Consider the following 23,553-nt stretch of genomic DNA (forward strand, 5'->3'; position numbering starts at 1 on the left):
TTTCCAATATTACTATGTTCGACTTGCTAGCAAAGTTTTGTAAGCGTTGGCGCTAAGTTTTGGTGTGCGCTTCTGGGTTTCAAAATCAACGTAAACTAGGCCAAATCGTTTTTCATAACCCTCTGCCCATTCAAAGTTATCCATTAGGCTCCATGCGAAGTAACCACTTACTTCCACTCCTTCTTTGACCGCCTTGTGGACCATATTTAAATGCTCATGGTAATACTTAACACGGTCGACATCGTTAACCTCGCCATTTATTAACTTATCTGCCATAGCAGCGCCGTTCTCAGTAATGAAAATAGGTGGCAGCGTGTACCTTTCATTCAATGACATAAGCAAATCATAAAGTGCTTTTGGATAGATTTCCCACCCAATATCGGTTAGCGGCCCTTGGTGAGGGTGTTCGAAAAATAATGCGTTTTTTTCCTTTGGCACTGAATAGTGTAAACGCGTGTAGAAGTTAACGCCTAAGAAGTCGATAGGCTGGCAAATAATATCCAAATCCCCTGCTTTTATCGGTGGTCTGTCTGCTTCGTCTAGTTCAAATAAGACTTCCGGATAGCTACCTTCCATTACTGGCTGCATATACCACTGATTAATATATTCATCAGCTTTGCGGGTGGCTAATAAGTCTTCTGATTTTTGTGTGGCGGGGTAGCATGGTGTGAAATTCAATACTATACCGGCTTCACTGTTTGGAACGTTTTGTCGAAGTGTTTTAATACCTAAACCATGAGCCAGTAAAATGTGGTGAGCTGCAGTGCGCCCATTCTTCATTCCCGTCCTGCCCGGTGCATGTACGCCAACTTCATACCCGAGATAAGCGCTACAGAATGGTTCATTGAAGGTGGCGTAAGAAAAAACATTTTCACCCAGAGCTCGGGAAATTTTATCTACATAGTTTTGGAACTCATAAGCCGTCTGTCTGTATAGCCATCCGCCTTTGTCCTCTAAATATTGCGGCAGATCCCAATGATAAAGTGTTACGAATGGCTTAATGCCTTTCTCGTTTAGGGCATCAATTAATGTTTTGTAGAAGGCGACGCCTCTAGGGTTTAACTCACCGTTTTGCTTCATAACACGAGGCCAAGAAATAGAGAAGCGGTAAGCATCTACATTAAGGTCTAACAGAATCTCGAAATCTTCTCTCCAACGCGCAATGTGGTCACAGGCCACGTCGCCATTTGAATGATCGGCAATGGCAGAAGGACGCTCACAAAATCTATCCCATATGCACTCTAAGCGATTTTCCACATCTCCTTCTATCTGAAAGCTTGATGTAGCGGTTCCATAAAGAAATGATTGCTTTAACAAAGGACTGTCTGCGGGTAGAGAAATACTGTGCATAATAGATAACCTCTTTTCTTCCTGTGCAAGGGCCATATTGCGCAGGATAGCAGTAAGATGAATTTTTAATAGAGGTGAGTTATAGCACAAATAAAAAACAATTAGAAAGCGCTTTCTCAATAAAGTGTCATTTTTTAGTTAACAGAGTTAGGAGTGGTCAATTATCTGACATGTATAAGAAATAGTGAGATAAAGGTGATTTATTTTATTATGTTAATGATTGTTAATGTTTTTTTGTTTTGGCGTTATTGCTTGTCAGTTTAAAGGAATATACTCGCTGTGAAATTATTGTAAAAAATGTGTTGATCTAATTCTTTTGTTGAATTAATGTTCGGAAAGCGCTTTCTTGTTGAGGGTTTTTCATCCGCTTTTTGAGAAAGCCCTTTCTAGAAGCGCTAAGGTTCAAACACACTTATATAACAGATGAAAGAGAGAGCGATCGTGACACACAAAACACCACACAAAAGTAAAATCGCAACAAGCTTGTCGTTAATACTGGGAACCGCATTAAGCAGTGGCGTTATGTCACCGGTCGCCGCACAAGAAACAGAAAAGGATATCGAAGTCATTCAGGTATCCGGTATCAGAAGCAGTGTACAAGAGTCGATGGGAATAAAACGTGATTCGTCGGGCGTTGTAGATGCCATCTCAGCGGAAGACATCGGCAAGTTTCCAGATACTAACTTAGCTGAATCCCTTCAGCGCATAACAGGTATTTCTATTAGCAGAAATAATGGTGAAGGTAGCCAAGTCACTGCCCGTGGTTTTGGACCTGATTTTAACATGGTCACCCTAAATGGTAGGACCATGCCAGGCTCTGCTTTACCTGGAGGCGGCGGGACGCCAAATTCTCGTGCGTTCGATTTTTCTGACCTTGCTTCTGAAAGTGTGCGGGCTGTGGAAGTGTATAAAACCGGCAGAGCTAGTATTGCAACGGGAGGTATAGGTGCAACGGTTAACATTCGAACTGCGCGCCCGTTCGATGCAGCAGACAACGGTATAATTGCTAGTGTTGGTGCTAAAGCCTTGCACGATACAACGAATCGCGTTGGCGATGACGTTACGCCAGAACTGTCAGGGTTTATTAACTATCTAAACGACGATAATACATTTGGCGTCACATTTACGGGCTCTTTCCAGCAGCGCGACAGTGCAGCGCAAGGTGCATTCGTTAATCAATGGAGAGTAAATCCTTTTGAAGGAACTGTTCCTCAATCTCCCGATCCAGCGAACCCAGACAGTGGTGACCCTGTTGTATTAAATAATGCGCCAGCTATGGGGCAACTGTTTGCTATTCCTTCTGACCTTCGTTATTACATGGCAGACCGAGAGCGTGAAAGAACCAATGCCCAGCTAACGGTCCAATTTGCACCCTCAGAAAAAATGACGGCTACGCTTGATTATACTTATTCGAGACAAGATCTTTATGAAGCGCGTGCTGAACAGTCTATTTGGATGGACGACAGGTATTTCGCTGAGCTAACGTTCGATGATGAAGCGGTTAAAACACCAATATTAATTTCGCAAGAGCGCCGGGATTTGCTTCCTCGTGATTTAGGCTTAGCGCTACAAGAACTTAACCAGGTAAACGAAAATAAATCGATTGGCCTAAACCTAGAGTACTTCGTTAACGATGACTTTACTCTGGTTTTTGACCTTCATAATTCGTCAGCTGAAGGCCGCCCAGATGCCCCTTATGGAACGTGGACAAACTTAGGGCTAGGTGCAAATGTGGTTAAAGGGCAAGGCGTCGACTTTAGCGGTGATTTCCCTGTTATGTTTGTCGATTTCGACGATGCAGCGCGGGATAACTTGAATGGCAACGGCGTGTTAGATCAAGATGACGTAGGCACGTCAATTTTGGATATGAACTTTTCATCGCAAGATACTGAAATTACCCAAGCCCGTCTTGATGGGTCTTACGTAATGGATACTGGAAGTATTAACTTCGGTATAGAGTCGCGCTCTATGGAAAGTACGTCGCTTCAATCGCTAACGCGCCACACCATGGGTAATTGGGGTATAGAAAACCCTGGTGAATTACCTTCGGGCTCGCTAACCCCCCTTGATTTAGCAAGCGAATTTGATGACTTCAATACCGATGGTATGTTTTCGCAAGGTTTTACTGGGAGTGTAGCTGAGATTGGTGCATTTGCAGCGCAGCAGTATGGATTTGACTTAGTTGCTAACAACCCCTTTGCTACCAACAGAACTATTGAAGAAGATATTACCGCCGTCTACTTCGAGCTAGATTTGTCGGGCGAGTTAAACGGAATGGAGTACAACCTGCTTACTGGTGTTCGCTACGAAAATACCGATGTTACTTCAATTGCAAATATTAGTTTGCCCAGCGGTATAGCATGGGAAGGAAATAATGATTTCAATGTACGCTTCGGTAGTGAAATGGAAGACGTTGAAGTGGAAGCCAGCTACGACCATGTGCTTCCTGCGTTAGACTTCGATATTGAAGTGATTGAAAATGTCATTGCTCGATTCTCTTACAGCAAAACAATCGCGCGCCCTACCTATAACAATCTAAGTGCTGCTGCGTCAGTGTCGCCACAAAGTGGACCTACCTTGCTTACCGATAGTATTACTGCAACGGCGAGTTCTGGTAACCCATCTTTGATACCGCTTGAGTCTGATAATTTAGACCTATCTGTTGAGTACTATTTCGATGAAACAAGCTATGTGTCGGTGGGCTTTTACGACAAGCGGGTGAAAAATTTTATAGGTAATGAACAAGTTGAAGAGAACGTATTCGGCCTAAGAGATGTGACAAATGGCCCTCGCGCAGAAGCTGCGCGTGCAGAGTTAGAAACCCGTGGAATACCGGTAAACGATACGTCTCTCTTTAATATGGTTGCTGCCATAGAAAACGGTATTGAATATGACTCATTAACCGATGAACAATTTGAGCAGCAGTTCGATATTCTACCGAACAGCGACGACCCTCTCATCACTTTTATAAACTCAAAGCCAGTTAACAACAAAGCCGCAAATATCTATGGCTTTGAAGTAGCTGCGCAACACTTCTTTGGCGACAGTGGTTTTGGAGTGTTAGCGAACTACACGTCTGTTAAAGGTGATATCGGGTTTGACAATGAAGCGGCCCCCTCTATTACTCAGTTCGCGCTAGTGGGATTAAGCGACACTGCAAACCTAGTGTTAATGTACGAGAAAGACGCGCTGCAAGCTCGTATTGCATACAACTGGCGTGACAAGTTCTTAGACACGACGTCTCAGTATATTAATGAGCCGGGCTATACCGAAGCCTATTCACAAATTGATTTGAGTATCTCTTACGATATAACCGAAGATTTAACAGTGGCCTTCGAAGGTATCAATATTACTGAAGAAAATATTCGCCGACATGGGCGTACCAGCGCAATGCTTTGGAACTTAGACGAGTTTGGTGCAAGGTATGCGCTAAGTGCTAGATATACATTCTAAAAATTGGGGTGTGTTTGCCCGCTATAGCGCTTAGGGTTGCGCTTTAGCGGGCTTTTTTGTCATAGTGCTGTTTGAATAGTATACAAACAGCTTCGGCACGTGACAGAAACTGAGCTTTTCAAGATAGCGTGGTTATCGTCTTATGAGTAATTCACAAAACCAATGCGGCCTACATCGGGTCGTCATTGTTGGAGGTGGTACTGCAGGGTGGCTTGCTGCTGGCGTTCTTGCAGCGAAGCTTAGCGCAAAACACTCGGTTACCCTTGTTGAATCTCCTACTATCTCATCCATCGGCGTTGGTGAAGGTTCATGGCCGTCACTTCGCGATACTCTTTTAGATATTGGCATTAATGAATCTGAGTTTTTGACCCTATGCCAAGGTGCTTTTAAGCAAGGCTCTAGTTTTGTGAATTGGCGTAAAGGCGGACACCGCTATCACCACCCATTCACTATCCCAACGGGCTACAACGAACTTGATATTCATGCTTGTTGGCAAGCTTTTGCGCCCGACATGCCATACGAAGACGCTTTTTCGCTACAATCGACAATGTGTGCAGCAGGCAAGGCGCCCAAACAAATTGCCACGCCTGACTATGCCCATGTGCTTAACTACGGTTACCACTTTGACGCTGCAAAGCTCGCTGATTTATTGAAAAAGCACTGTGTAGACAAGCTGAACGTTGAACACGTTATAGGCCATATTGCTTCGCTCACTTCACATCCAAATGGCGATATTGAAAAAGTAGTAACAGAATGTGGGCGAGAGGTGTTTGGCGATTTGTTTATCGATTGTTCGGGAAGCAGCGGTTTGCTTATTGATAAGCATTTCAAAGTTCCGTGGGTACCCGTTAAGCACGCTATGCTTAACGATAGAGCCATAGCCTTGCAAGTGCCTTACACAGAAAATGATAACGAAATAAAAAGTACCACTGTGGCTACTGCACAAACCTGCGGGTGGACGTGGGATATTGCATTGCAGCATCGGCGAGGTACCGGTCTGGTTTATTCTTCCCAATTCACAAATGAAGAACAGGCAAAGCGGGTCCTTATTGACTATGTTTGTGAACGTTATCCTGGTGCAAAAGAGCACGAACTTGCTTTTCGCACACTCTCTTTTGAGCCGGGCTACAGGTCAAAGTTCTGGGTAAAAAACTGTGTAAGTTTAGGTATGTCTTCGGGTTTTGTTGAGCCGCTAGAAGCATCAGCTATTGCCATGGTTGAGCTTGGCTTACGTATGCTCTGTGAGGCGTTTCCGCATAATAAAGAGCACATGGAAATAGTCAGTAAGCGCTACAACTCGCGTTTTGAATACCGCTGGCAGCGAGTCATCGACTTTTTGAAGCTACATTATGTTCTTAGCGATAGAGAAGAGCCTTATTGGATAGCACAGAGAAGTGATGCTTCAATTCCTGACTCACTCGTTGAGCTGCTTAAACTGTGGAAGTATCAAAGCCCTTCACGCTTAGATCTTATCGAGAACGAAGAGATTTTTCCCTCTGCCAGCTACCAATACGTGTTGTACGGGATGGGCTTTACTACGTTTGGGCCGCCACTACGTTTAAACGAAAAAGATAAGTGTAAAGCACTGCATCTTAGTGAAATGTTGCAACAGACTAAAAAAACCTATTTGCAGGGGCTGCCGACTAATAATGCGCTGCTCAAAGATATTGCAAAGCGCTATTACAATGAGCAGAAACACCTTCACTCGCATACTCAACGTCAGGACAATGGCCACACTTGCGCTTCAAGTGAAAGTGATCGCGCTACAAATTTAAATAACAATTCCTCTTCAGATAAAAAGGACACCTCATATGGCCGTATCGGGTTTAGATAGCAGTAACAATCAAACGCCCGTTAAGAACGTTGTTATTGCAGGTGGCGGTACTGCAGGATGGATGGCGGCCACGGCGTTGGCCCGGCTTTTGGGTAAGTCGATAAAGGTTACGCTAGTCGAATCAAAAGATATTGGTATTGTGGGCGTTGGCGAAGCTACTATTCCGCCGATTAGAACCTTTCATAAGTTGCTAGGTATAGACGAAAAAGCCTTTATGCGCGCTACCCAAGCTACGTTCAAACTGGGTATAGAGTTTGAAAATTGGCGTGAACAAGGTCACAGCTATATCCATTCTTTTGGTATTACCGGAAGAGAGTGTTGGGCTGGCGAGTTTCACCATTTTTGGCTGCGGGCTAAAGAGTACGGATTTGGTGGTGAATTTGGTGATTATTGCCCTGAACTGATTGCCGCTAAGCAGAATAAATTTGCTACATCAGAAGCTATGCCGCTTAACTTTGCTTATCACTTTGACGCCGTCGCCTACGGTCGATTTTTAAAATCGTTAGCTTGCGAAGCTGGGGTAACGCACAAGGAAGGAGACATAGAAAAGGTCGTTGTTTGCCCGCAATCAGGCAACATCCAGTCCCTACAATTAGCAAGCGGTGAAGTGGTAAACGGTGACTTCTTTATCGACTGTACAGGCTTTAAAGGACTGCTTATTGAACAAGCTCTTCATACTGGATACGACGATTGGCAGCACTATTTATTTTGCGATAGAGCAGTAGCCATGCAAACAGAGCTTCCTGCCCCACCTGTGCCATACACCAAAAGTGTGGCGCACGAAGCGGGGTGGCGTTGGCAGATACCGCTTCAAGAGCGCATGGGTAACGGATTGGTATTTTGTAGCCGCTTTATGAGCGATGAGGACGCCATTAATACACTCAAATCGCAGGTAAAAGGTGCGCCAATTAATGAGCCGAGAGTGATTCGCTTTACGCCTGGTAAACGTAGGCGTGGTTGGAATAAAAACTGCGTAGCGCTAGGGCTATCCAGTGGCTTTATTGAGCCACTGGAGTCGACCAGCATTCATTTAATCATGACTGGCCTTATACGCTTAATGCGTTTATTCCCTTTTGATGGTATCACCCAAAGCGCAATCGATGAATACAACAACAAGTTTGATAGCGAAATGTCGGCCATACTCGATTTTATTGTTATGCATTACAAGGTGACACAGCGTGAGGACAGCCCTTTTTGGCAGCAGTGTCAGCGCATGGATATTCCGCCGTCACTCAAACACAAATTAGCTTTGTTTGCCGAGTCTGGCCGCGTGTTTTTAGACGACGGAGACATTTTTCGTGTCGATTCTTGGACGCAAGTATTGATGGGCCAAGGTATGACGCCCAAGCAATATCACCGCGTTGCCGATGAAATGAGTGAACAGTCGCTTAAGCAATTTATGGCGGGTTTAAAGCAGCAGGTGGAAAACCTTGTAGCTAAACTCCCCTCGCACGAGGCCTTCTTAACACAGTATTTAAAATGAATTATTAGGAGCGTTGGTTGTTGGCGACAGGTCGCGTGTTAACAGTGAGCCTAGCAACTCGCTTTTACCATCTCTCAGGTAAATACTGCGTGTAATACAAAGGCATCAAAATATTGGTTTGCTCTAGCGCTGAAGAGCCTTGTGTACCGGTTAACTTAAAAGTTTTGCTTGGATTACATTTTTATCGACATAAATGAACTATCGGGTCAGTTTATGTCGATTTTTTTCTGTTTTTTCGACATGACTTTCTTGTGTGTCGATACACTCGACATATCAACACCCGATCCAAACGACTTACCAAAACCGAGTTTCGAGAAGACGGACATCTGCAAACCGATTTGGACGGGAAAAATAAAAAAGCCCTGTATTTACAAGCAAACAACAGGGCTTTTAAGACGTCTTTGGTCGGGTAGCTTTTTACCCACGAACCTATTCAATATTCTGGATTTGCTCGCGCATCTGCTCAATCAACACCTTAAGTTCAACAGCTGATTGTGTGATGTCAGTGCTGATAGATTTTGAACCTAACGTGTTCGACTCGCGGTTAAACTCTTGCATCATGAAATCTAAACGGCGACCCACCGCCCCACCCTTTTTAAGGATATTGCGCGTTTCTTTGACGTGAGCGTTTAGGCGATCTAGTTCTTCGGCGACATCCACTTTTTGCGCAAGCATGATCATTTCTTGTTCAAAACGGCCTGCATCAAGCTCTACCTTTGCTTCTTCAAAGCGGGTTTGCACTTTTTCTCGCTGCCACACCATAATTTCAGGCATACGCGCGGCGACTTTTTCCGCTTCCACTTCAATAGCATCTAGGCGCTGTGTGATCATACCTTTAAGGGCTTCGCCTTCTGTAGCGCGAGCACTGATAAAGTCGTTTAACGCTTGATCGAACGCTGCCATTACGTCGCCGTGAATGGTATCCATATCAGTTTCTTCTGCAGCAATCACTCCAGGCCAGCGCAAAACATCAAGCGGGTTAACGCCGGTAGACTGACCATGCGACTGCACCCAGTCGGCAGCGTGAAGCACTTGTTTAGCCAACTCTTCGTTTAAGCTTAGCTTGGTTACAGCAGCATCGTTCGCGGTAAAGCGTAGCGCACATTCCACCTTACCTCGGGCTAGCTTTTTACGAAAACGCTCGCGCAAAACCGGCTCTAACGAGCGGAACTGTTCCGGTAAGCGAAAATAGGTTTCTAAAAAGCGTTGGTTAACCGAGCGTATTTCCCATACGGCTGAGCCCCACTCTTTTTTGGTTTCTACGCGCGCAAACGCTGTCATGCTGTAAATCATAAATGTCCTTTAAATTTAACTGAAAGCCTGCAAAAACAACCCGAACGTCGTGTTGTATACGTGAATTTCTACAGCAGGTTTTCTTGTATTTTGTATATTAGCGCACATTTAGGTAATTCAATAAGCAAACATGTAAAGTTCGTTTTTATCGGTCACGGGTAATGCGTTATACTTATGCACAATTTCGTAGCTACATCGAATTTACAGGGTTTGACCGCGAATTGAGCTTTCTATTCCCATATCGCACGAAAAACCTGTAAAGCGCTACCTTTTTTAAGCATTTACGTTGTGGAGAACACTATGCGTCCAAGCGGCAGAACCGCCAGTCAAATTCGCCCTGTTACTATTACTCGCCAGTACACTTGCCATGCAGAAGGCTCTGTTTTAGTAGAGTTTGGCAACACTAAGGTGTTGTGTAATGCGACGGTGGAAGAAGGTGTACCACGCTTTATGAAAGGCCAAGGTAAAGGTTGGGTTACCGCAGAGTACAGCATGCTTCCACGTGCAACCCATACGCGTAGCGGTCGTGAAGCGGCCCGTGGTAAGCAAGGTGGTCGTACGCTAGAGATTCAACGTCTAATTGCGCGCTCACTTCGCGCGGCGATTGATTTAAAACTTCTTGGTGAAAACACCATTACGTTAGACTGCGACGTTATTCAAGCCGATGGCGGTACGCGCACGGCCTCTATTACTGGTGCATGTGTTGCTCTTGTTGATGCGCTTACCTATATGCGTGCAAAAGGCATTATCAAAACTAACCCGCTTAAGCACATGATTGCTGCACTTTCGGTGGGCATTTATGAAGGTACGCCAATCGCTGATCTTGAGTACACTGAAGACTCTGAAGCTGAAACAGACATGAACATAGTGATGACCGAAACCGGTAAACTGATTGAAGTTCAAGGTACTGCTGAGGGTGAACCCTTCTCGTTTGAAGAGCTTGATGAATTATTGAAAATTGGTAAGCATGGCTTACGCGAATTATTCGATATTCAAAAAGCGGCGCTTGCGTAAGCGAGGCAATTAAGCGTATTTAACGCCTACGTATTAGTTAGTAATTAAGAGGTCATCATGAAAGCGTTTCAGCGTGATTTTATCGAGTTTGCCATTGAACGTGGCGTACTAAAATTTGGCGAATTTACTTTAAAGTCTGGCCGCGTTAGCCCTTACTTTTTTAATGCAGGCTTGTTTAATCGCGGCGGCGATTTGGCCAAGCTAGGGCGTTTTTACGCTGATGCGCTAATGGATGCAGGTGTCGAGTTCGATGTACTGTTTGGTCCAGCGTATAAAGGCATTCCTATTGCGACGACTACCGCTGTTGCACTGGCTGATAGCCACAACCTTGACGTACCTTATTGCTTCAACCGTAAAGAAGCAAAGACCCACGGTGAAGGCGGCAATTTAGTTGGCAGCCCACTAGAAGGCAAGGTTATGCTGGTGGATGACGTGATCACAGCGGGTACCGCTATTCGTGAATCGATGACATTAATTGAACAGCAGCAGGCAAGTTTGTCTGGCGTATTGATCGCATTAGACAGACAAGAGCGCGGTAATGGTGAACTGTCAGCTATTCAAGAAGTAGAACGTGATTTTGGCACTCAGGTGATTTCTATCGTATCGCTGGCCGATGTGGTGGCTTATCTGACTGAGAAAGGCGGTTTTGAAAATGAAATCAGTGCCATTAACGCCTACCGTGAAAACTATGGCATCTGATTTTGATGGCGCCTTCAGCGCGGCAACTCAGCATTTAGACGCGCTAGGTTTACGTTGCCCTGAGCCAGTGATGATGGTGCGTTTAAATATTCGTAAGCTGGCCGATGGGGAAACCTTATCGGTCACGGCTGACGATCCCTCAACGGCAAGAGATATTCCTAGCTTTTGCCGTTTTATGGACCATACGTTGGTAGCGTCTCAAACAGAGACCTTGCCTTATCAATATGTTATTAAAAAAGGGCGCGCTTAAGCGCCCTTTTATCATTCAAATTTAGGCTCTTAGCGCCTTCCATTTAAATTTCCTACTCTACCTTTCTGTATTTCGCCTCTAACGCACAATAAAGGCCGAACATAACAAAGCCTGCGCCTACTGCGGCAATGAGATAAGGGCCGAAGGGCTGCTTCATCAAGGTTTCTAGTGCTTTTTGTAATCCACCCGCTTGGGATGGGTTACTTAATATGGCGGCAAGGATAAAAAAGCCACCTACTAAGGAATAAACGACCCCTCTTGCGGTATACCCTAGGCGACCCGTTACTTTCACACTCTTTCTAATGCGCTGATTTAAAGCGTGTAGTGAAAATTTCTTTAGAAAGTCAGCAGTGTAAGCATGTTTGAACTGCACAATGGCAAATATGATGATGCAAAGCCCGATCGCGGCTACAAGCCACAGTCCCCACTCGTATTGCATTAGAAATTCACTCACTTTCTTTCCGCTCCCTTGCGATGATGAGCTACTTTGTATTTCTAATAAGGTTTTACCTCCCGCGTAAGCAGCAACAAAATAGAACGAGCCTGATATAAAGAAGAACAGCTTATTTATGATGTGAATGAACCAGCTGTCGTCGTCAGATTTGTCGGTAATAAAAATCTGAAGCCAACGCCAACAGGCATAGCATGCTAAGCCAAGAACTAGAATGCCTAATAAGATCTGCCCGAGTGGTTGCTCTTTAAGTGTAAGAAAGACATTGGACTGAGAGGCTTTTTCACGGTTAAGCGCAGTAAATACAGATGTAAGAATGAAGACACCAAGCATAACGTACATGACTGTTTTGGCGCTATACCCCGCTCTAGCGGTTATCTCTTTCCATTTAGACGAAGGTTCCACGGTGTCCTCTCATAGCTTAATTGCAAAATAAAAACGACTTAGTTATTTATCCTGTATCAAGTTATGTTCCGTTTTGCTCCCGTCTGTATTTTACGCTTGTGAGCTAGCGTTTCAGATTAACGTTCTGAGCTATCTGCAACGGCTTTTAGCAGCAAGTTTTGAAGCGTACGTTTGCTGTGAGCACAATTGCAGTGAACATCTGTCATATGTAGAACTTCACCTTTGAGCATCTTTTGAAGTACAGATGCTCTCACACTTAAAGAGACAAAGCCGTCTTCATTTGGGATTGGTTTCGACATCATCATTTGCTCCTTCAACTGTTTGATTTAATGCAGAGCTACAGAGGCAAGCTGTCTGCTAATTTGAGGTTCGTAGGTTTGCTCTAGCGTGTGCTGAATGGCGGATATAAGCCTACATACAGACGGGTTAGTGGCATGCAAAGGCAATATGGCAATTAGCTGCTGTTGGCACTCCTGCAAAATTGCGTGAGATTCTTGTCTTTTATGCTCTTGAGCAAGTAAAGAAGATAAGTACATGCCCATAGTGCCAAACGCGAGTACATCTTCTTGCACAGCGCTCACTTTTCGAGAGGATGTGGGCTGCAGCGCGTTGAGAATAGCTTTAGCCGCTTCAAAGGCTTGATAACCTAACTCTCTGGCATAATCCAACTTACCCTGTTGATGGGCTTTCTGCGTTTGTGCCTGCATTGCTAAGCGATGCTCTCGTGCGCTTGAAGGGTTTAGCTGTAGCCACTTTCTGTAAACTGGGCATAAACGTTGAACATTCATATAAGCACCTCCTGTTTTTTATAACATTAGTGCAAATAAGAATCATTATCAAATGTAAAGTTCAAAAAATCTATTAGCGTAATTTGAAATGGGGATTTAGGGGGAGCTCAAACGATTTGGTTGATGCTATTTTGATAGCTTTAGCGCCCTCAAATCGAAAGGCTCTTCAATTAGGAGAGCATATTAGACAGCCACCACAGTAAGACTACCACTAGCGTGATAGCAAACACGGCTTTCATCTTGTAGCGTTTTATAAGTTGCTCTGCTTTGTCACCTGCGTAATACACCACTACTGCAAGGCCAAAATAGCGAATAGCGCGGGCAATAACCGTGGCTAAAAGGAATAGCGGGAGTGAGTATTGGGTGGCGCCAGCAGCTAACATGGCCACTTGAAAAGGAATAGGCGCAATGCCTAGCGTCATCACAAACCAGAAGCCTTGATTTTGCATTTGTTGTTTAACGCTGTCGAACTGATCTTGACTAAAGAAGGTATCAATAACCCACTGGCCAACAAGGTCGAGAAGGTAATAGCCAAGGGCATAGCCGAAAACAGCGCCAATCACACAGCCCACGGTAGCCATTAATGCAATTTTCCATAGCGACTCTCGTCTAGCTTGCATTAACGGCACCATAACAGCTTCAAGCGGTATAGGAACAATGGTCGATTCTAAAAATGACGCTAAGGTAATGCCCTTTAACATATGTTTAGAGTCAATAAGCTTTTTGGTTTTGTGCTTAACCTTTTTACCTAGTGCCATGTAACCTCTACCACTTTTATTGTTTTACTGCTTGTAAACTACCCCGTCTTTCATCACAAAAGACACGCTTTCCATAAGTGATATATCGTCAAGCGGGTCGCCTTGAACAGCAACAATATCTGCTAACTTACCTTGTTCTAACGTACCTAAAATGTCGCTTATACCCAGTAAATCTGCGCTATTAACGGTAGCACTAAGAAGTGCGTCAGCGGGTTTCATGCCTGCTTCAACCATTAAAGAAAATTCCTGTGCATTATCGCCATGGGCCGATACACCACTGTCTGTACCAAAAGCAATTTTTACGCCCGCTTTGTGCGCTTGTTCAAAGGTATTTTGAATTAAGGGGCCGATGGCTGCTGCTTTAGGGCGAACCAGCTCAGGAAAGAAACCATCAATCTTGGCTTTATCTGCTACAAACTTCCCAGCCAATATAGTAGGTACATAATAGGTGCCGTGTTTCTTCATTAGCTTGCGAATTTCATTGTCCATGTAGGTACCGTGCTCAATAGAATCTACTCCTGCTTCTATTGCGCGTTTCATGCCTTCTTTACCATGAGCATGCACAGCTACCGTCATGCCGTAATCTTTTGCTGTATCGACAATCGCTTCTAATTCGTCGGTCATAAACTGAGGGTTTTGGCCACTTTTGGCTACGCTTAGTACGCCACCAGTTGCAGTAATTTTGATTAGGTCAGCACCATCTTGATAACGGGCCCGTACTGCTTCGCGGGCTTCCACTTCGCCGTTAACTACACCCTGTTTAGGGCCTACATCTGGTCGAAGCAAGTGAGACATACCATTGCTTGGATCAGCGTGTCCGCCTGTAGTCGCAATAGATTTAGCTACCGTGTAAATACGTGGGCCGGTAGCATAACCTTTCGCAATAGCGTTTCTTAAAGCCACTGTTTCGTTATAGCCATCACCTAGGTTACGCACTGTGGTAAAGCCTGCATCTAGGGTTATTTCTGCGTAGTTTGCTGCACGCAATGCGTAATCGGCTTCATTAAGTGAAAAACGTTCTAAGTAGGTTTGCGGACCGCCGTGTTGCGACGATAAATGAACATGCATATCCATTAGACCGGGCATAACCGTTGAAGCGCTTAAATCTATAACGGTGTCGCCTTTTTGTGGCTTAGCAAACCCTTTCTTTATCTCTGCTATTTTGTTGCCTTCAATAACAATGGTCATTTTTTCTTGAAGTGATTTTGAGGTGCCAGTAAACACTTTTCCCGCGTGTATGAGGGTATCGGCAACCGTAGAAAAAGGTGATGAGATTAGTGCGCTGGTAATCGCAAGGGTGATCAAAGGCTTTTTCATGATGTAGGTCTTCTTTTGATTGTTTTATAGACTACATCGAATGTAATGCACACAAAGAAATAACGCAAAATAAAGTGCTATTAAAGACATGTTGATGGTGACAAATATTTTAATAGTAAGTGCAAGTTACAGAAGCAAAATAGTTGTGCAACACTAGTAGCGTAACCATAAGTTGCTTATCCATCAGTAACGTGAGAATAGAAAACGCGAATTAGGGCGTTTGAAGTATTTCGCCCAATACGAAGGTCGTACCGCTAGATTGAATACTAAATTGCGTATTCGAACCATCCGATGACTCTTCGGCTTGTTCTAACAGCTGATAATAAGTGTTTTGATGTAGCCTTGCCCATAGGTTTCTACGAACGCGAATGTAAGGAATGGGTGTTGCCTGGGGGTCCTGAATAGCTTTTGGTGGAACTCGAAGTTCTAGCTGATCTGCGCACTCTAAGCGAATAACGTCGCCGGTTTGCGTAGTAAACACATAGGTGCTGCCGCTAGCAGATTCACCTTCTTGCTCAACTTCACTCGCCTTGCCGCATTTATTCTTTTCTATATGCCACTGGGTAATGAGAAAGGGCGTGTCTTCAACAGTGATCCCTACCTTTTCGACAGGTGTCACTAAAAAGTACTTATCGCCTTCTCGCTTCAGAACAGAGGCAAAAAGCTCGACCAGGCTTGCCCGACCTATAGGGCTGCCCTCGTAAAACCATCGGCCATCAAGGGCTATCGTCAGATTAATATCACCACAAAAATCTGGATTCCATTGGTCAACGGGGGGCAAAGGGCGCGCTTTTGAAGACGTGCCCTTAAGCTGATGTTGAAACCTAGTTAGATCCACGCTCTTCAACCAAAACTTTCAATTCGCGTAGTTTCGCTTTAATACGACGCATGTTGTCTGGTCCGGTACGCAGTAGCTGCTTTTGCGGCTCACTAAGGCTTTCTAAACGATCGTCTGCATACTTATAAGCTACCGAATCTGTATATACCTCAACAGGAACAGGTACTTCTGGTGTATCAAGTAACTGGTCGATGGCGTTTAGCAATACGCTGTTAAAGTCTTGGTCTGGACTACCAATTTCTGCAAACTTCGCTTGGATATCGTCTTTATAAATACCGTAGATATTAAGCAGCGCTTCATTATCGAACGACTCCAGCATATCTACATAGGGCGTATATCGTTTATAACTTGCAGCATCAATCCACTGTTTTCCCGCTTGAGAATAAACCCGGAAGTTTTGTTCTGGCGGCGTAAGTAGTTGATGGTTTGGCGCCATCTCATCATTCGCGAGATTAGCTACAGAGACAACAAAGCGTTGGATAAGACCTTCGTTAACCAGCATACGGTTTACGGTTTCTTCATTTGCAGAAGAACTTTCAATTAATGACGCTTTGACTGCTGGATCGCTAGTATCTAATGGCTCTGGATCAGGCTCAACGGGCTCTGGAAGTGGCTCAACGTCGTCTTTTTCTTCAAGCTCAACGGTGGGTGCTGGTTGAGTAGGTTCAAAAATCTCTGGCTCTTCCGGTGCTGTGACTTCCGGCTCGGTCACTTCAGGTTCAGGCGTAATGACTGGCTCAGGCTCTTCGTCACTTGGCCAGAAAACTACAGCCAGAATAACGATAAGAAGGATGCCGACAATAATAAAATGTGGGCCTAACGATTTCTTTTCTGACGATTCGCTCATAATGACTCCGCTACAAAAATATCCTTTCGGTAATACTACCAGAGATAACACCCAAAATTAGAAAATCAATCAAGAGAAATGTTCCCTCAAAATTCAAATTCCTTATTCTGAACAGATTTTAACGTTTAAAAGACAGTTTCCGATTTGTTTTCATCCAAAAATTAGTGGGAACTCCCCATTTTTTTGATCTTCCAGTTCGCCATACAATGTAAACGTGAAAGTAATTTTTAAAACAATTGTTTAACATTTGGAGCTTTGTGTACTAATGTGTTGATTAATCATTGAAAAGCAAATGCTAGAGCACTGCTATTTACAGTAATTAACTAACATTTTGAGTCCTTAAGTCCCAGTGTTACCTAAATGTGCCCTTGTAGGATAGTAAGCGTGAGTAAATTCAAATCATATCATCCAAAGTTACACCGAGCCGTTACACGGTACACCGCTATACAATACGTTATTGCACTAGGGATAATGCTTTACCTGTTTTTGAATATGCATAATCTGCCACCGCATCATCAACTAATTACTGTAATAACCGTGGTTGTTATGGGCATACAAAATGGCTTTATCTTGTCGAGAGCAAAAGTTGCACTTGCTGTAGAAGGGCCTCGGTTGCTGGTTTTCCCACTGTTATGGATAGCAACTGGAATGGGGGTAGCTGCTCTTGTGTACACCGTTTTTTCTATTGCTTCGTTGTTGGTTTTAGCCAATGCAGTGCGATATAAAAATCACCGCCCTCCACTTCATCTTGTGAATGAACCTGAAAACCTCGCATAGCGTATAACTGTCATTATCTCGTCCTGAAAATCAATGTACATACAATCAAGCAGGGCGAGCGTAATGCGCACGCTGATTTCATGAGGTAGGAAAATGCATAAGTTTTATTTTCGGGATATTGAAGAGTCGCCGACGGTTATCGATTACTTAGAAGTTCAGTCTTATGAAATGAACGTCTATTTGGTTTATCTGACTATCGATAAACAAAGCGGTATGCTTTACGACAATAAAGACAAGCCAATGCGTTTTTTTAGTGCCGGGCACATTCGTGAAGCGTTCGCTCATTGTCGCGTTCAGCAGGCTGTAATGAAGCACGATACACCGTACGACGAGATGATAGGTAACCCGCCGAAAAGCAAAGAGCAGATGGCCTTACCTTTTAGTATGGAACTGCCCTACTAAACCTTGTTAAGAGCAAAGCCAGTTGCCCGCGGCCTCGCGCATATCCACTTTAGCTTGCAACCGCTTCGCTAACAAAAATAAACCTCCGAGCTTTCTATGTATAAAGAGCGCATCGACCGGCGGTGTGTGCCAAAAGTTATGTTCCATTGTAAGCGCCATTCCTTTTTCGTGAAGTCTTGCGATTAAATCACTTTTCCCAAAGTCATAAGCACCCTCAAAACGAACAGCTTCGCAGGCTTCCATGCCTATAGCTATGACTGCATCAACTTGCATTTTAGAATGACTGTCATCAATAAGCCCGATATTGTATGCAGCTTGCTGCATCAGTGCTTTATCATTGTCTGCGGCGCTCTTAAGTAAAGTTTGGTATTGCTGAGATATATTTTCAGGCACTTCGCGAGTAGCGCCAAAATCTAGCAGCACGATTTCCTTGGTATCAGGTTTAAACTGATAATTGGCTAAGTTAGGGTCGCTTTGCAGCAGCTTAAAGTGGAAAACTTCATTAAAAAACAACGTCATTAACGCTGTCATCACGGCATCTCGAACTTCTTGAGGCTCATCAATTAGCACATCCAAATCTTTCGCCTCGATAAAATCCATGGCTAGTACCGTACTTGTGGTAAGCGGTGCATAGGTCTTTGGAATAATAAACGCGCTTTGTTCTTCCCCTTGGATATCAGCGGCCTCAACTAGGTTGCGGTAACGATTTAGCATATCGGCTTCTCGTTCGTAATCCGCTTCTTGGTGAAGCTGCGCTTTGGCTTCCTGCAACAGCGGGCCTATATCTAATGATTTTGGCACCAAGCCCGTAAGCTTTATAAGTGTTGCTACGTTATCCACATCGCTATCAATACTCTTCTTCACGCCTGGGTACTGTACTTTTACCGCTAACATTTTGCCGTCCATAGTAATAACTTTGTGAACTTGGCCTATGGAAGCTGCGGCAACAGGGGCAAAAGAAAAATAAAGTAAATCGTCTTGCCATTTCTCGCCCCAAGATTGATTCAGCGTTGTTATTAGTTGGTCTTTAGGCATTGGGTCTGCATCATCCCGCAATCGCCTTAAAATAGTGGCGAGTTCTTCGGGTAAAAAGTCTCCCGCATCCATGGAAATGAGTTGCCCTAGCTTCATTGCTGCGCCACGCATACTGGCAAGCTGATCGGCAATATTTGAAATATTCTTTGGTGTTAAAAGCAGCGAAGATCAGGACCGGCTTCTCACCTTTTAGCAGCTGGCCTGCGCCCTGAGAAACCACGTTACCTGCAATCCTACCTGCTAACGTACCTAAACGACCTATACGCGATAAACGAGACGAGGGTACAGCCTTACTTGAACGGGTTGGCGACTCGGAAGATTTAGTCGGCTTCTCTGCCATAGGTTCACTCTGTTTTATTGAAGACGGAAAGGAATATTAATTTTTATGGTTTAAAGCATAGCTTAAAAAGTACTCTGACCCTTTATACATTTAATCCTTTATACATTTAAGTACGATGGCTGGATCGGGTATAAGAGCCATAAATCGCCAAATAACTAAATGAATTGCTTGATAGTAGTGTTGAGATTATAGAATCAGGAAGAGATGTAAAAATAAGATTGAGCACTGCATAAGTGTGCGGATTACACAGTGCTATATATTTAGATGATTTGAGAAATAAATTGGAGCACTAGACCAATGACACTGCCATAAGCAAACCCAGCCCATCCGCTTGCTGCTCTGTGACGCCAAAGCGCAGCACCAAAGAATCCGCACCATAGCATTGCAGAATAAGTTGATATTAGGCCCCCGCCCATGCCTGTATCGGGCAGAAATAGCATTACGATAAATGTCAGTGCCATGGCACCGCTCAACAGCACCCACATGATATTTTTCTTATCTGCGAACGCATTGCTGTTTTTACCCTTTGCTAAATTAGCATCTGGGGTTAGTTCTGCATTTACCTTTTGTTCAGCGCGCTCTGCTGCGTTAGCAGTACGCATTTTTCTAGCGCGGCGCTCACTTCTTGATTGGGTTTTCTTGACCTGTGAAGGCAACGGTGCTGAAGCGCTATCGGTCATGATATACCTCATTAATTAGGTGTCAGTAACGTATTTGTCTACTGATAAGGTAGAGCATGCCTTAAGCTATGACTATAAGACTTCGGTCTCACATCGACATCATGGAGTAAAACTTCTTATACGGAGAGTAAAGAGCGGATCTTTGTGCATTCGATATGGGTATTTGCCAACTCAGTTCGAATCAAAGGGCATTTGAGTCAGGGGTATTCGAATTAGGGAACTAAAAAGTTAGTCATTAAAAAAGCCCACCAGCATTCACCATCGATCAACGATGAAAGCTGGTGGGCTTTTCACAAGTTACTCAGCTAAATATTAGTGATGGTCGCTATTTTGACTTTTAAAGCTCACTTCCAGCAGATTTACGCTATCAGCAAAGGTGAGGGTTTTAATATTGCCCTTGCCTTCTACATTTAGCGTATTCACTTGCTTCGGCCACAAGTCACGCAATGCATCATGACGAATTTTAATGCCTTCTAGCACAGGCGGTTCAGCAGTTTCCTGATAAACCCAAAAGTGCTTACCTTCAACTTCAAAGCCCACGTCAGCAAGTTCTAACGATTCGCCTGCCGCGTTTAAAATCGCAAAGTGATGGGCGACGTAATCGGCAAACTGCTGCTGCGTTTTAACGTCATCCATAATATCTGCATGCTTGTCGAACAAAGCTTTAACCGCGTGCTCAGCATCATGCAAATTAAAGCGGTGCATCACTTCAATATTTTCTGTTCTAGGGTTGAACAGTACCGTTGTAATCGCGGCTTTTATTTGATGCGCTTGAGCAGTCGTGCTGAACGACATTGCGCTAACTAGTAGGGCAGCCGCAATAGCTAACCCACCAACGCTTGCAAGCAGAGCATGAGAGCTCTGCAGCAGGCGGGCTAAAGACAACTTATTCGTCATCTTTATCCTCGTCGTCAGTTTTTAGCTCGGTCTTTGAATCGTGCATAAGGTCGCGGTACTCGTAAGTGTTACGCGGCTTATTCTTATACGCTTCAATACGCGAAGGAATGATACGACGTGGGTAGTGGTTGTTTTCCACATCTACGTCCGCTGTTTCCCAATGCGGGTCAACCGTCACGCTTACCAACTCTTTGTCTTTGTCAGTCACAATAAGCTTGCTAACGGCTTTAGGTGTACGACGCCAGATTTCTGCTGGAATGCGCATTTCTTCTTTCGTACCGTCTTCAAAGGCTAGCTCAAGAATGATCGGCATTACCAAACCACCTTTGTTGCTAAAATCTAGCACATAGTAGTTTTTGTCTTCTTTTACCGCACGTTCAAAGGCTTTACGCTCCCAAGGTTCAAGCTTATCAAGGAATTTCTTGTACTTGTTGCGCTCTTTGTTAGTTACGGTATAGCGGTCGTTTTTGTCGTAGAAGTCACTGATATCTTCAAAGCGGTCTACCCACAGCTTTCTACCTTCTTCTTTATTGCGAATATCGGTAAGTGACTTAGGTTTTTCCATTTCCGCTTCGCGCTCGCGAGCAAAGTCGATATCTGGGTCTTCAGTGTCTAAACGCAGCTTGTGTACGCTGTCTAGGCTAATATCTACGTGGTCTGTGGTATAAAACCAACCGCGCCAGAACCAATCTAGATCTACACCTGAAGCCTCTTCCATAGTGCGGAAGAAATCAGATGGCGTCGGACGTTTAAACATCCAGCGCTGTGCGTATTCTTTAAATGCGAAGTCAAACAGCTCACGACCAAGAATCGTCTCACGAAGAATATTCAGCGCTACTGCTGGCTTGGTGTAAGCATTTGGGCCAAGGCGAAGTACCGAGTCAGACTGCGTCATAATTGGAACCTGCGTCTGAGACTTCATGTAGCCTGTGATATCACGCGGCTCTACACCCCATGGAATCGTAGGGTCCCATTCGCGACCGGCAACGCCATCTAGGAAGCTGTTAAGACCTTCATCCATCCACGTCCACTGACGCTCATCAGAGTTTACTGTCATAGGGAAGTAGATATGGCCCACTTCGTGGATAACTACGCCAATTAGGAAGCGTTTCTCAGCTAGCGAGTAGGTGCGTGAACCGTCATCACGAAGTTCTGTACGCGGGCCGTTAAAGGTGATCATGGGGTATTCCATGCCGCCAACTGGACCATTTACTGATTGGGCTACTGGGTAGGGGTAATCGAAGCTAAAACGGCTGTAAACATCCATAGTGTGGATGATTGACTCTGTTGAATACTTCTGCCAAAGCTCACCACCTTCTTTCGGGTAGAAGGACATTGCCATTACAAGCGGCTGAGTGTCACCACCTTGCTGATAGCCACGTGCATCCCATGCAAACTTACGCGAAGAGGCCCAAGCAAAATCACGTACGTTATCCGCTTTAAAGGTCCAAGTCTTAAGCTTAGAGGTGCCTTCTTTTTCGTTTTCAATCGCTTCTTCTGGCGAAACGATGAATACGATTCGGTCAGCTTTTTCTGCTTTTTTTAGACGATCCCGTTGTGTTTTGGTAAGCACGTCTTTCGGGTTTTGCAGCACACCTGTTGAGGATACGATGTGATCAGCCGGAACCGTGATATCTACTTCGTAGTTACCGAATTCTAGGGTGAACTCACCACGGCCAATGAACTCTTTGTTAGTCCATGCTTCGTAATCGGTGTATGCCGCTAGGCGCGGAAACCACTGGGCTAGCAAGAATATATCATTGCCGCCTTCACGTTCGTCATCTGGGAAGTGCTCGTAACCTGCACGTGCTGAAACCGCATCTTCTTCAACAATATTAAAGGCAAAGTCGATATCAAAGGTTACTTTGCTGCCCGGCTTTAGTGGCTTAGCTAGGTCAACCCGCATTAGGGTACCGACAATGGTGTGGCGTAAGTCATTGCCCGCTTTGTCTTCAACGCGAGAAATGGTGTAGCCCAGCTCGTTGTCGTCAACAAACTGCTGACGGCGCAGTGCACCCATGCTTAATTTAGCGGGCGTATTGCCACTTGCTGCTTGCGTGCCTGGTCCACGGTTACCAATGCCACCGAAAGTGGTAGTAAGCGCAGACATTGAGTCGTCACGAAACTTGTTTTGATCTAGCTGAACCCAAAGGTACTTAAGGGTGTCGGGCGAGTTGTTGTAATACGTAATTTCTTCGCTTGCTTCGATACGGCGCTCGTCTTCAAGTAGCTTTACGTCGATATCGTAATCTACTTGCTGTTGCCAGTATTGATGACCAGGCTCACCAGCGGCGTTGCGATAAACATTGGGAGTAGGAAGTACTTCATCTAGCTGACGGAATTTATCTTCAAAGTCGCCTTTTGTTTGTTTTATAGCGGCGGTACTAGGAAGAGAAATCAGCATAGACAACACTGGCGCTAGCCAGAAAAGGTGTCGTTTTGCGGTGCTCATGCAGGTTCCTTGCAACTTGTAAGTTAGAATTGTTATAAGATAACACTCGCTAGTATATAAGCATGGCACACACAATCCAATTTTTTGACCGTAAACTAACCATGTTTTAACGCAAAAAAACTGTAACAGAACGTTTTGTTATACGCTTTAACTGTCGTATTCTTAAGCTCTTGTTATCTTTTTTCTTCCC

Annotated in this window: 20 protein-coding genes and 2 pseudogenes; 8 read left to right on the forward strand and 14 right to left on the reverse strand. The window is 44.5% G+C overall.

The genetic code is table 11. From position 1 onward, the window contains the following. Window positions 1-12 precede the first annotated feature (12 nt). Entirely contained in the window at window positions 13-1,350 is a 1,338-nt protein-coding gene (locus tag ACXACS_RS01890; RefSeq protein WP_474803385.1) for a GH1 family beta-glucosidase, read from the reverse strand. A gap of 522 nt (window positions 1,351-1,872) precedes the next feature. Here ACXACS_RS01890 and ACXACS_RS01895 point away from each other — a divergent pair. From ACXACS_RS01895 to ACXACS_RS01905, 3 genes are all read left to right on the forward strand, one after another. Next, a complete protein-coding gene (locus ACXACS_RS01895; RefSeq protein WP_474809184.1) occupies window positions 1,873-4,803 on the forward strand; it encodes a TonB-dependent receptor in 2,931 nt (976 codons plus the stop codon). 142 nt (window positions 4,804-4,945) lie between these two features. Continuing rightward, window positions 4,946-6,637, forward strand: a complete 1,692-nt coding sequence (locus tag ACXACS_RS01900; protein ID WP_474803388.1) for a tryptophan halogenase family protein — start codon at window positions 4,946-4,948, stop codon at window positions 6,635-6,637. Next, window positions 6,615-8,120: a tryptophan halogenase family protein gene (locus tag ACXACS_RS01905; protein WP_474803390.1), complete on the forward strand. Its 1,506-nt coding sequence runs from the start codon at window positions 6,615-6,617 to the stop codon at window positions 8,118-8,120. Before ACXACS_RS01900 ends, ACXACS_RS01905 begins: the two co-directional genes overlap by 23 nt. A gap of 64 nt (window positions 8,121-8,184) precedes the next feature. Here the strand turns inward: ACXACS_RS01905 and ACXACS_RS01910 are convergent. Further along, window positions 8,185-8,301, reverse strand: a pseudogene (locus tag ACXACS_RS01910) (DUF4143 domain-containing protein); the annotation flags it as partial. A 248-nt stretch (window positions 8,302-8,549) separates the two neighbouring features. Beyond that, window positions 8,550-9,413 (reverse strand): YicC/YloC family endoribonuclease, encoded by an 864-nt coding sequence (locus tag ACXACS_RS01915; protein ID WP_269917860.1) that lies wholly within the window; start codon window positions 9,411-9,413, stop codon window positions 8,550-8,552. 300 nt (window positions 9,414-9,713) lie between these two features. On the opposite strand from ACXACS_RS01915, the gene rph reads away from it, so the two are divergent. From rph to tusA, 3 genes are read left to right on the forward strand one after another with little or no spacing between them, the layout of a single operon-like run. Then, entirely contained in the window at window positions 9,714-10,427 is a 714-nt protein-coding gene (gene rph / locus ACXACS_RS01920; protein ID WP_025257195.1) for a ribonuclease PH, read from the forward strand. A gap of 57 nt (window positions 10,428-10,484) precedes the next feature. Continuing rightward, window positions 10,485-11,126, forward strand: a complete 642-nt coding sequence (gene pyrE / locus ACXACS_RS01925; RefSeq protein WP_474803393.1) for an orotate phosphoribosyltransferase — start codon at window positions 10,485-10,487, stop codon at window positions 11,124-11,126. Beyond that, window positions 11,116-11,376 (forward strand): sulfurtransferase TusA, encoded by a 261-nt coding sequence (gene tusA, locus ACXACS_RS01930; RefSeq protein WP_474803396.1) that lies wholly within the window; start codon window positions 11,116-11,118, stop codon window positions 11,374-11,376. Before pyrE ends, tusA begins: the two co-directional genes overlap by 11 nt. Before the next feature lie 52 nt (window positions 11,377-11,428). On the opposite strand, the gene ACXACS_RS01935 is transcribed toward tusA, so the two are convergent. The 7 genes from ACXACS_RS01935 to ACXACS_RS01965 all read right to left on the reverse strand — a co-directional run bounded on the left by ACXACS_RS01935 (window position 11,429) and on the right by ACXACS_RS01965 (window position 16,780). Continuing rightward, a complete protein-coding gene (locus tag ACXACS_RS01935; RefSeq protein WP_474803399.1) occupies window positions 11,429-12,232 on the reverse strand; it encodes a DUF1206 domain-containing protein in 804 nt (267 codons plus the stop codon). A gap of 116 nt (window positions 12,233-12,348) precedes the next feature. After that, a complete protein-coding gene (locus tag ACXACS_RS01940; RefSeq protein WP_474803402.1) occupies window positions 12,349-12,531 on the reverse strand; it encodes a hypothetical protein in 183 nt (60 codons plus the stop codon). Window positions 12,532-12,558: 27 nt separating this feature from the next. Further along, window positions 12,559-13,020: a hypothetical protein gene (locus ACXACS_RS01945; protein WP_474803405.1), complete on the reverse strand. Its 462-nt coding sequence runs from the start codon at window positions 13,018-13,020 to the stop codon at window positions 12,559-12,561. A gap of 170 nt (window positions 13,021-13,190) precedes the next feature. Next, entirely contained in the window at window positions 13,191-13,778 is a 588-nt protein-coding gene (locus ACXACS_RS01950; RefSeq protein WP_474803408.1) for a YqaA family protein, read from the reverse strand. A gap of 24 nt (window positions 13,779-13,802) precedes the next feature. Beyond that, window positions 13,803-15,095: an amidohydrolase family protein gene (locus ACXACS_RS01955; RefSeq protein WP_474803410.1), complete on the reverse strand. Its 1,293-nt coding sequence runs from the start codon at window positions 15,093-15,095 to the stop codon at window positions 13,803-13,805. 211 nt (window positions 15,096-15,306) lie between these two features. Next, window positions 15,307-15,933 carry a DUF1285 domain-containing protein gene (locus tag ACXACS_RS01960; protein WP_474803412.1) on the reverse strand — a complete coding sequence of 209 codons (627 nt, stop codon included), beginning with the start codon at window positions 15,931-15,933 and terminating at the stop codon, window positions 15,307-15,309. Next, window positions 15,920-16,780 (reverse strand): DUF3014 domain-containing protein, encoded by an 861-nt coding sequence (locus ACXACS_RS01965; protein ID WP_474803415.1) that lies wholly within the window; start codon window positions 16,778-16,780, stop codon window positions 15,920-15,922. The genes ACXACS_RS01960 and ACXACS_RS01965 overlap by 14 nt, the downstream gene beginning before the upstream one ends. Window positions 16,781-17,164: 384 nt before the next feature. Here ACXACS_RS01965 and ACXACS_RS01970 point away from each other — a divergent pair, with 384 nt between their 5' ends. Then, window positions 17,165-17,557: a hypothetical protein gene (locus ACXACS_RS01970; protein ID WP_474803417.1), complete on the forward strand. Its 393-nt coding sequence runs from the start codon at window positions 17,165-17,167 to the stop codon at window positions 17,555-17,557. 93 nt (window positions 17,558-17,650) lie between these two features. Further along, on the forward strand, window positions 17,651-17,959 hold the full coding sequence (locus ACXACS_RS01975) for a DUF6482 family protein (protein ID WP_269917869.1): 309 nt from the start codon (window positions 17,651-17,653) through the stop codon (window positions 17,957-17,959). A gap of 6 nt (window positions 17,960-17,965) precedes the next feature. On the opposite strand, the pseudogene ACXACS_RS01980 reads toward ACXACS_RS01975, so the two are convergent. The 4 genes and pseudogenes from ACXACS_RS01980 to ACXACS_RS01995 form a co-directional block, all read right to left on the reverse strand. Beyond that, a pseudogene (locus tag ACXACS_RS01980) lies at window positions 17,966-19,334 on the reverse strand (ABC1 kinase family protein). A gap of 260 nt (window positions 19,335-19,594) precedes the next feature. After that, entirely contained in the window at window positions 19,595-20,014 is a 420-nt protein-coding gene (locus ACXACS_RS01985; protein ID WP_474803421.1) for a hypothetical protein, read from the reverse strand. 312 nt (window positions 20,015-20,326) lie between these two features. After that, a complete protein-coding gene (locus ACXACS_RS01990; protein ID WP_474803423.1) occupies window positions 20,327-20,911 on the reverse strand; it encodes a DUF6702 family protein in 585 nt (194 codons plus the stop codon). Beyond that, window positions 20,901-23,363, reverse strand: a complete 2,463-nt coding sequence (locus ACXACS_RS01995) for a M1 family aminopeptidase (RefSeq protein WP_474803425.1) — start codon at window positions 23,361-23,363, stop codon at window positions 20,901-20,903. Before ACXACS_RS01995 ends, ACXACS_RS01990 begins: the two co-directional genes overlap by 11 nt. Between the last annotated feature and the right edge of the window lie 190 nt (window positions 23,364-23,553).

The sequence above is a fragment of the Alteromonas sp. AWM4_230 genome, assembly GCF_056158305.1.

Bases quoted from the DNA above. Each gene is read 5' to 3' on its own strand.
- ACXACS_RS01915 (WP_269917860.1), bottom strand. From the start codon at position 9,413: ATGATTTACAGCATGACAGCGTTTGCGCGCGTAGAAACCAAAAAAGAG.
- ACXACS_RS01985 (WP_474803421.1), bottom strand. From the start codon at position 20,014: ATGACCGATAGCGCTTCAGCACCGTTGCCTTCACAGGTCAAGAAAACC.
- ACXACS_RS01950 (WP_474803408.1), bottom strand. From the start codon at position 13,778: ATGGCACTAGGTAAAAAGGTTAAGCACAAAACCAAAAAGCTTATTGAC.
- ACXACS_RS01890 (WP_474803385.1), bottom strand. From the start codon at position 1,350: ATGCACAGTATTTCTCTACCCGCAGACAGTCCTTTGTTAAAGCAATCA.
- ACXACS_RS01895 (WP_474809184.1), top strand. From the start codon at position 1,873: ATGTCACCGGTCGCCGCACAAGAAACAGAAAAGGATATCGAAGTCATT.
- ACXACS_RS01965 (WP_474803415.1), bottom strand. From the start codon at position 16,780: ATGAGCGAATCGTCAGAAAAGAAATCGTTAGGCCCACATTTTATTATT.
- ACXACS_RS01905 (WP_474803390.1), top strand. From the start codon at position 6,615: ATGGCCGTATCGGGTTTAGATAGCAGTAACAATCAAACGCCCGTTAAG.
- ACXACS_RS01990 (WP_474803423.1), bottom strand. From the start codon at position 20,911: ATGACGAATAAGTTGTCTTTAGCCCGCCTGCTGCAGAGCTCTCATGCT.
- ACXACS_RS01955 (WP_474803410.1), bottom strand. From the start codon at position 15,095: ATGAAAAAGCCTTTGATCACCCTTGCGATTACCAGCGCACTAATCTCA.
- rph (WP_025257195.1), top strand. From the start codon at position 9,714: ATGCGTCCAAGCGGCAGAACCGCCAGTCAAATTCGCCCTGTTACTATT.
- pyrE (WP_474803393.1), top strand. From the start codon at position 10,485: ATGAAAGCGTTTCAGCGTGATTTTATCGAGTTTGCCATTGAACGTGGC.
- ACXACS_RS01945 (WP_474803405.1), bottom strand. From the start codon at position 13,020: ATGAATGTTCAACGTTTATGCCCAGTTTACAGAAAGTGGCTACAGCTA.
- ACXACS_RS01900 (WP_474803388.1), top strand. From the start codon at position 4,946: ATGAGTAATTCACAAAACCAATGCGGCCTACATCGGGTCGTCATTGTT.
- tusA (WP_474803396.1), top strand. From the start codon at position 11,116: ATGGCATCTGATTTTGATGGCGCCTTCAGCGCGGCAACTCAGCATTTA.
- ACXACS_RS01940 (WP_474803402.1), bottom strand. From the start codon at position 12,531: ATGTCGAAACCAATCCCAAATGAAGACGGCTTTGTCTCTTTAAGTGTG.
- ACXACS_RS01975 (WP_269917869.1), top strand. From the start codon at position 17,651: ATGCATAAGTTTTATTTTCGGGATATTGAAGAGTCGCCGACGGTTATC.
- ACXACS_RS01995 (WP_474803425.1), bottom strand. From the start codon at position 23,363: ATGAGCACCGCAAAACGACACCTTTTCTGGCTAGCGCCAGTGTTGTCT.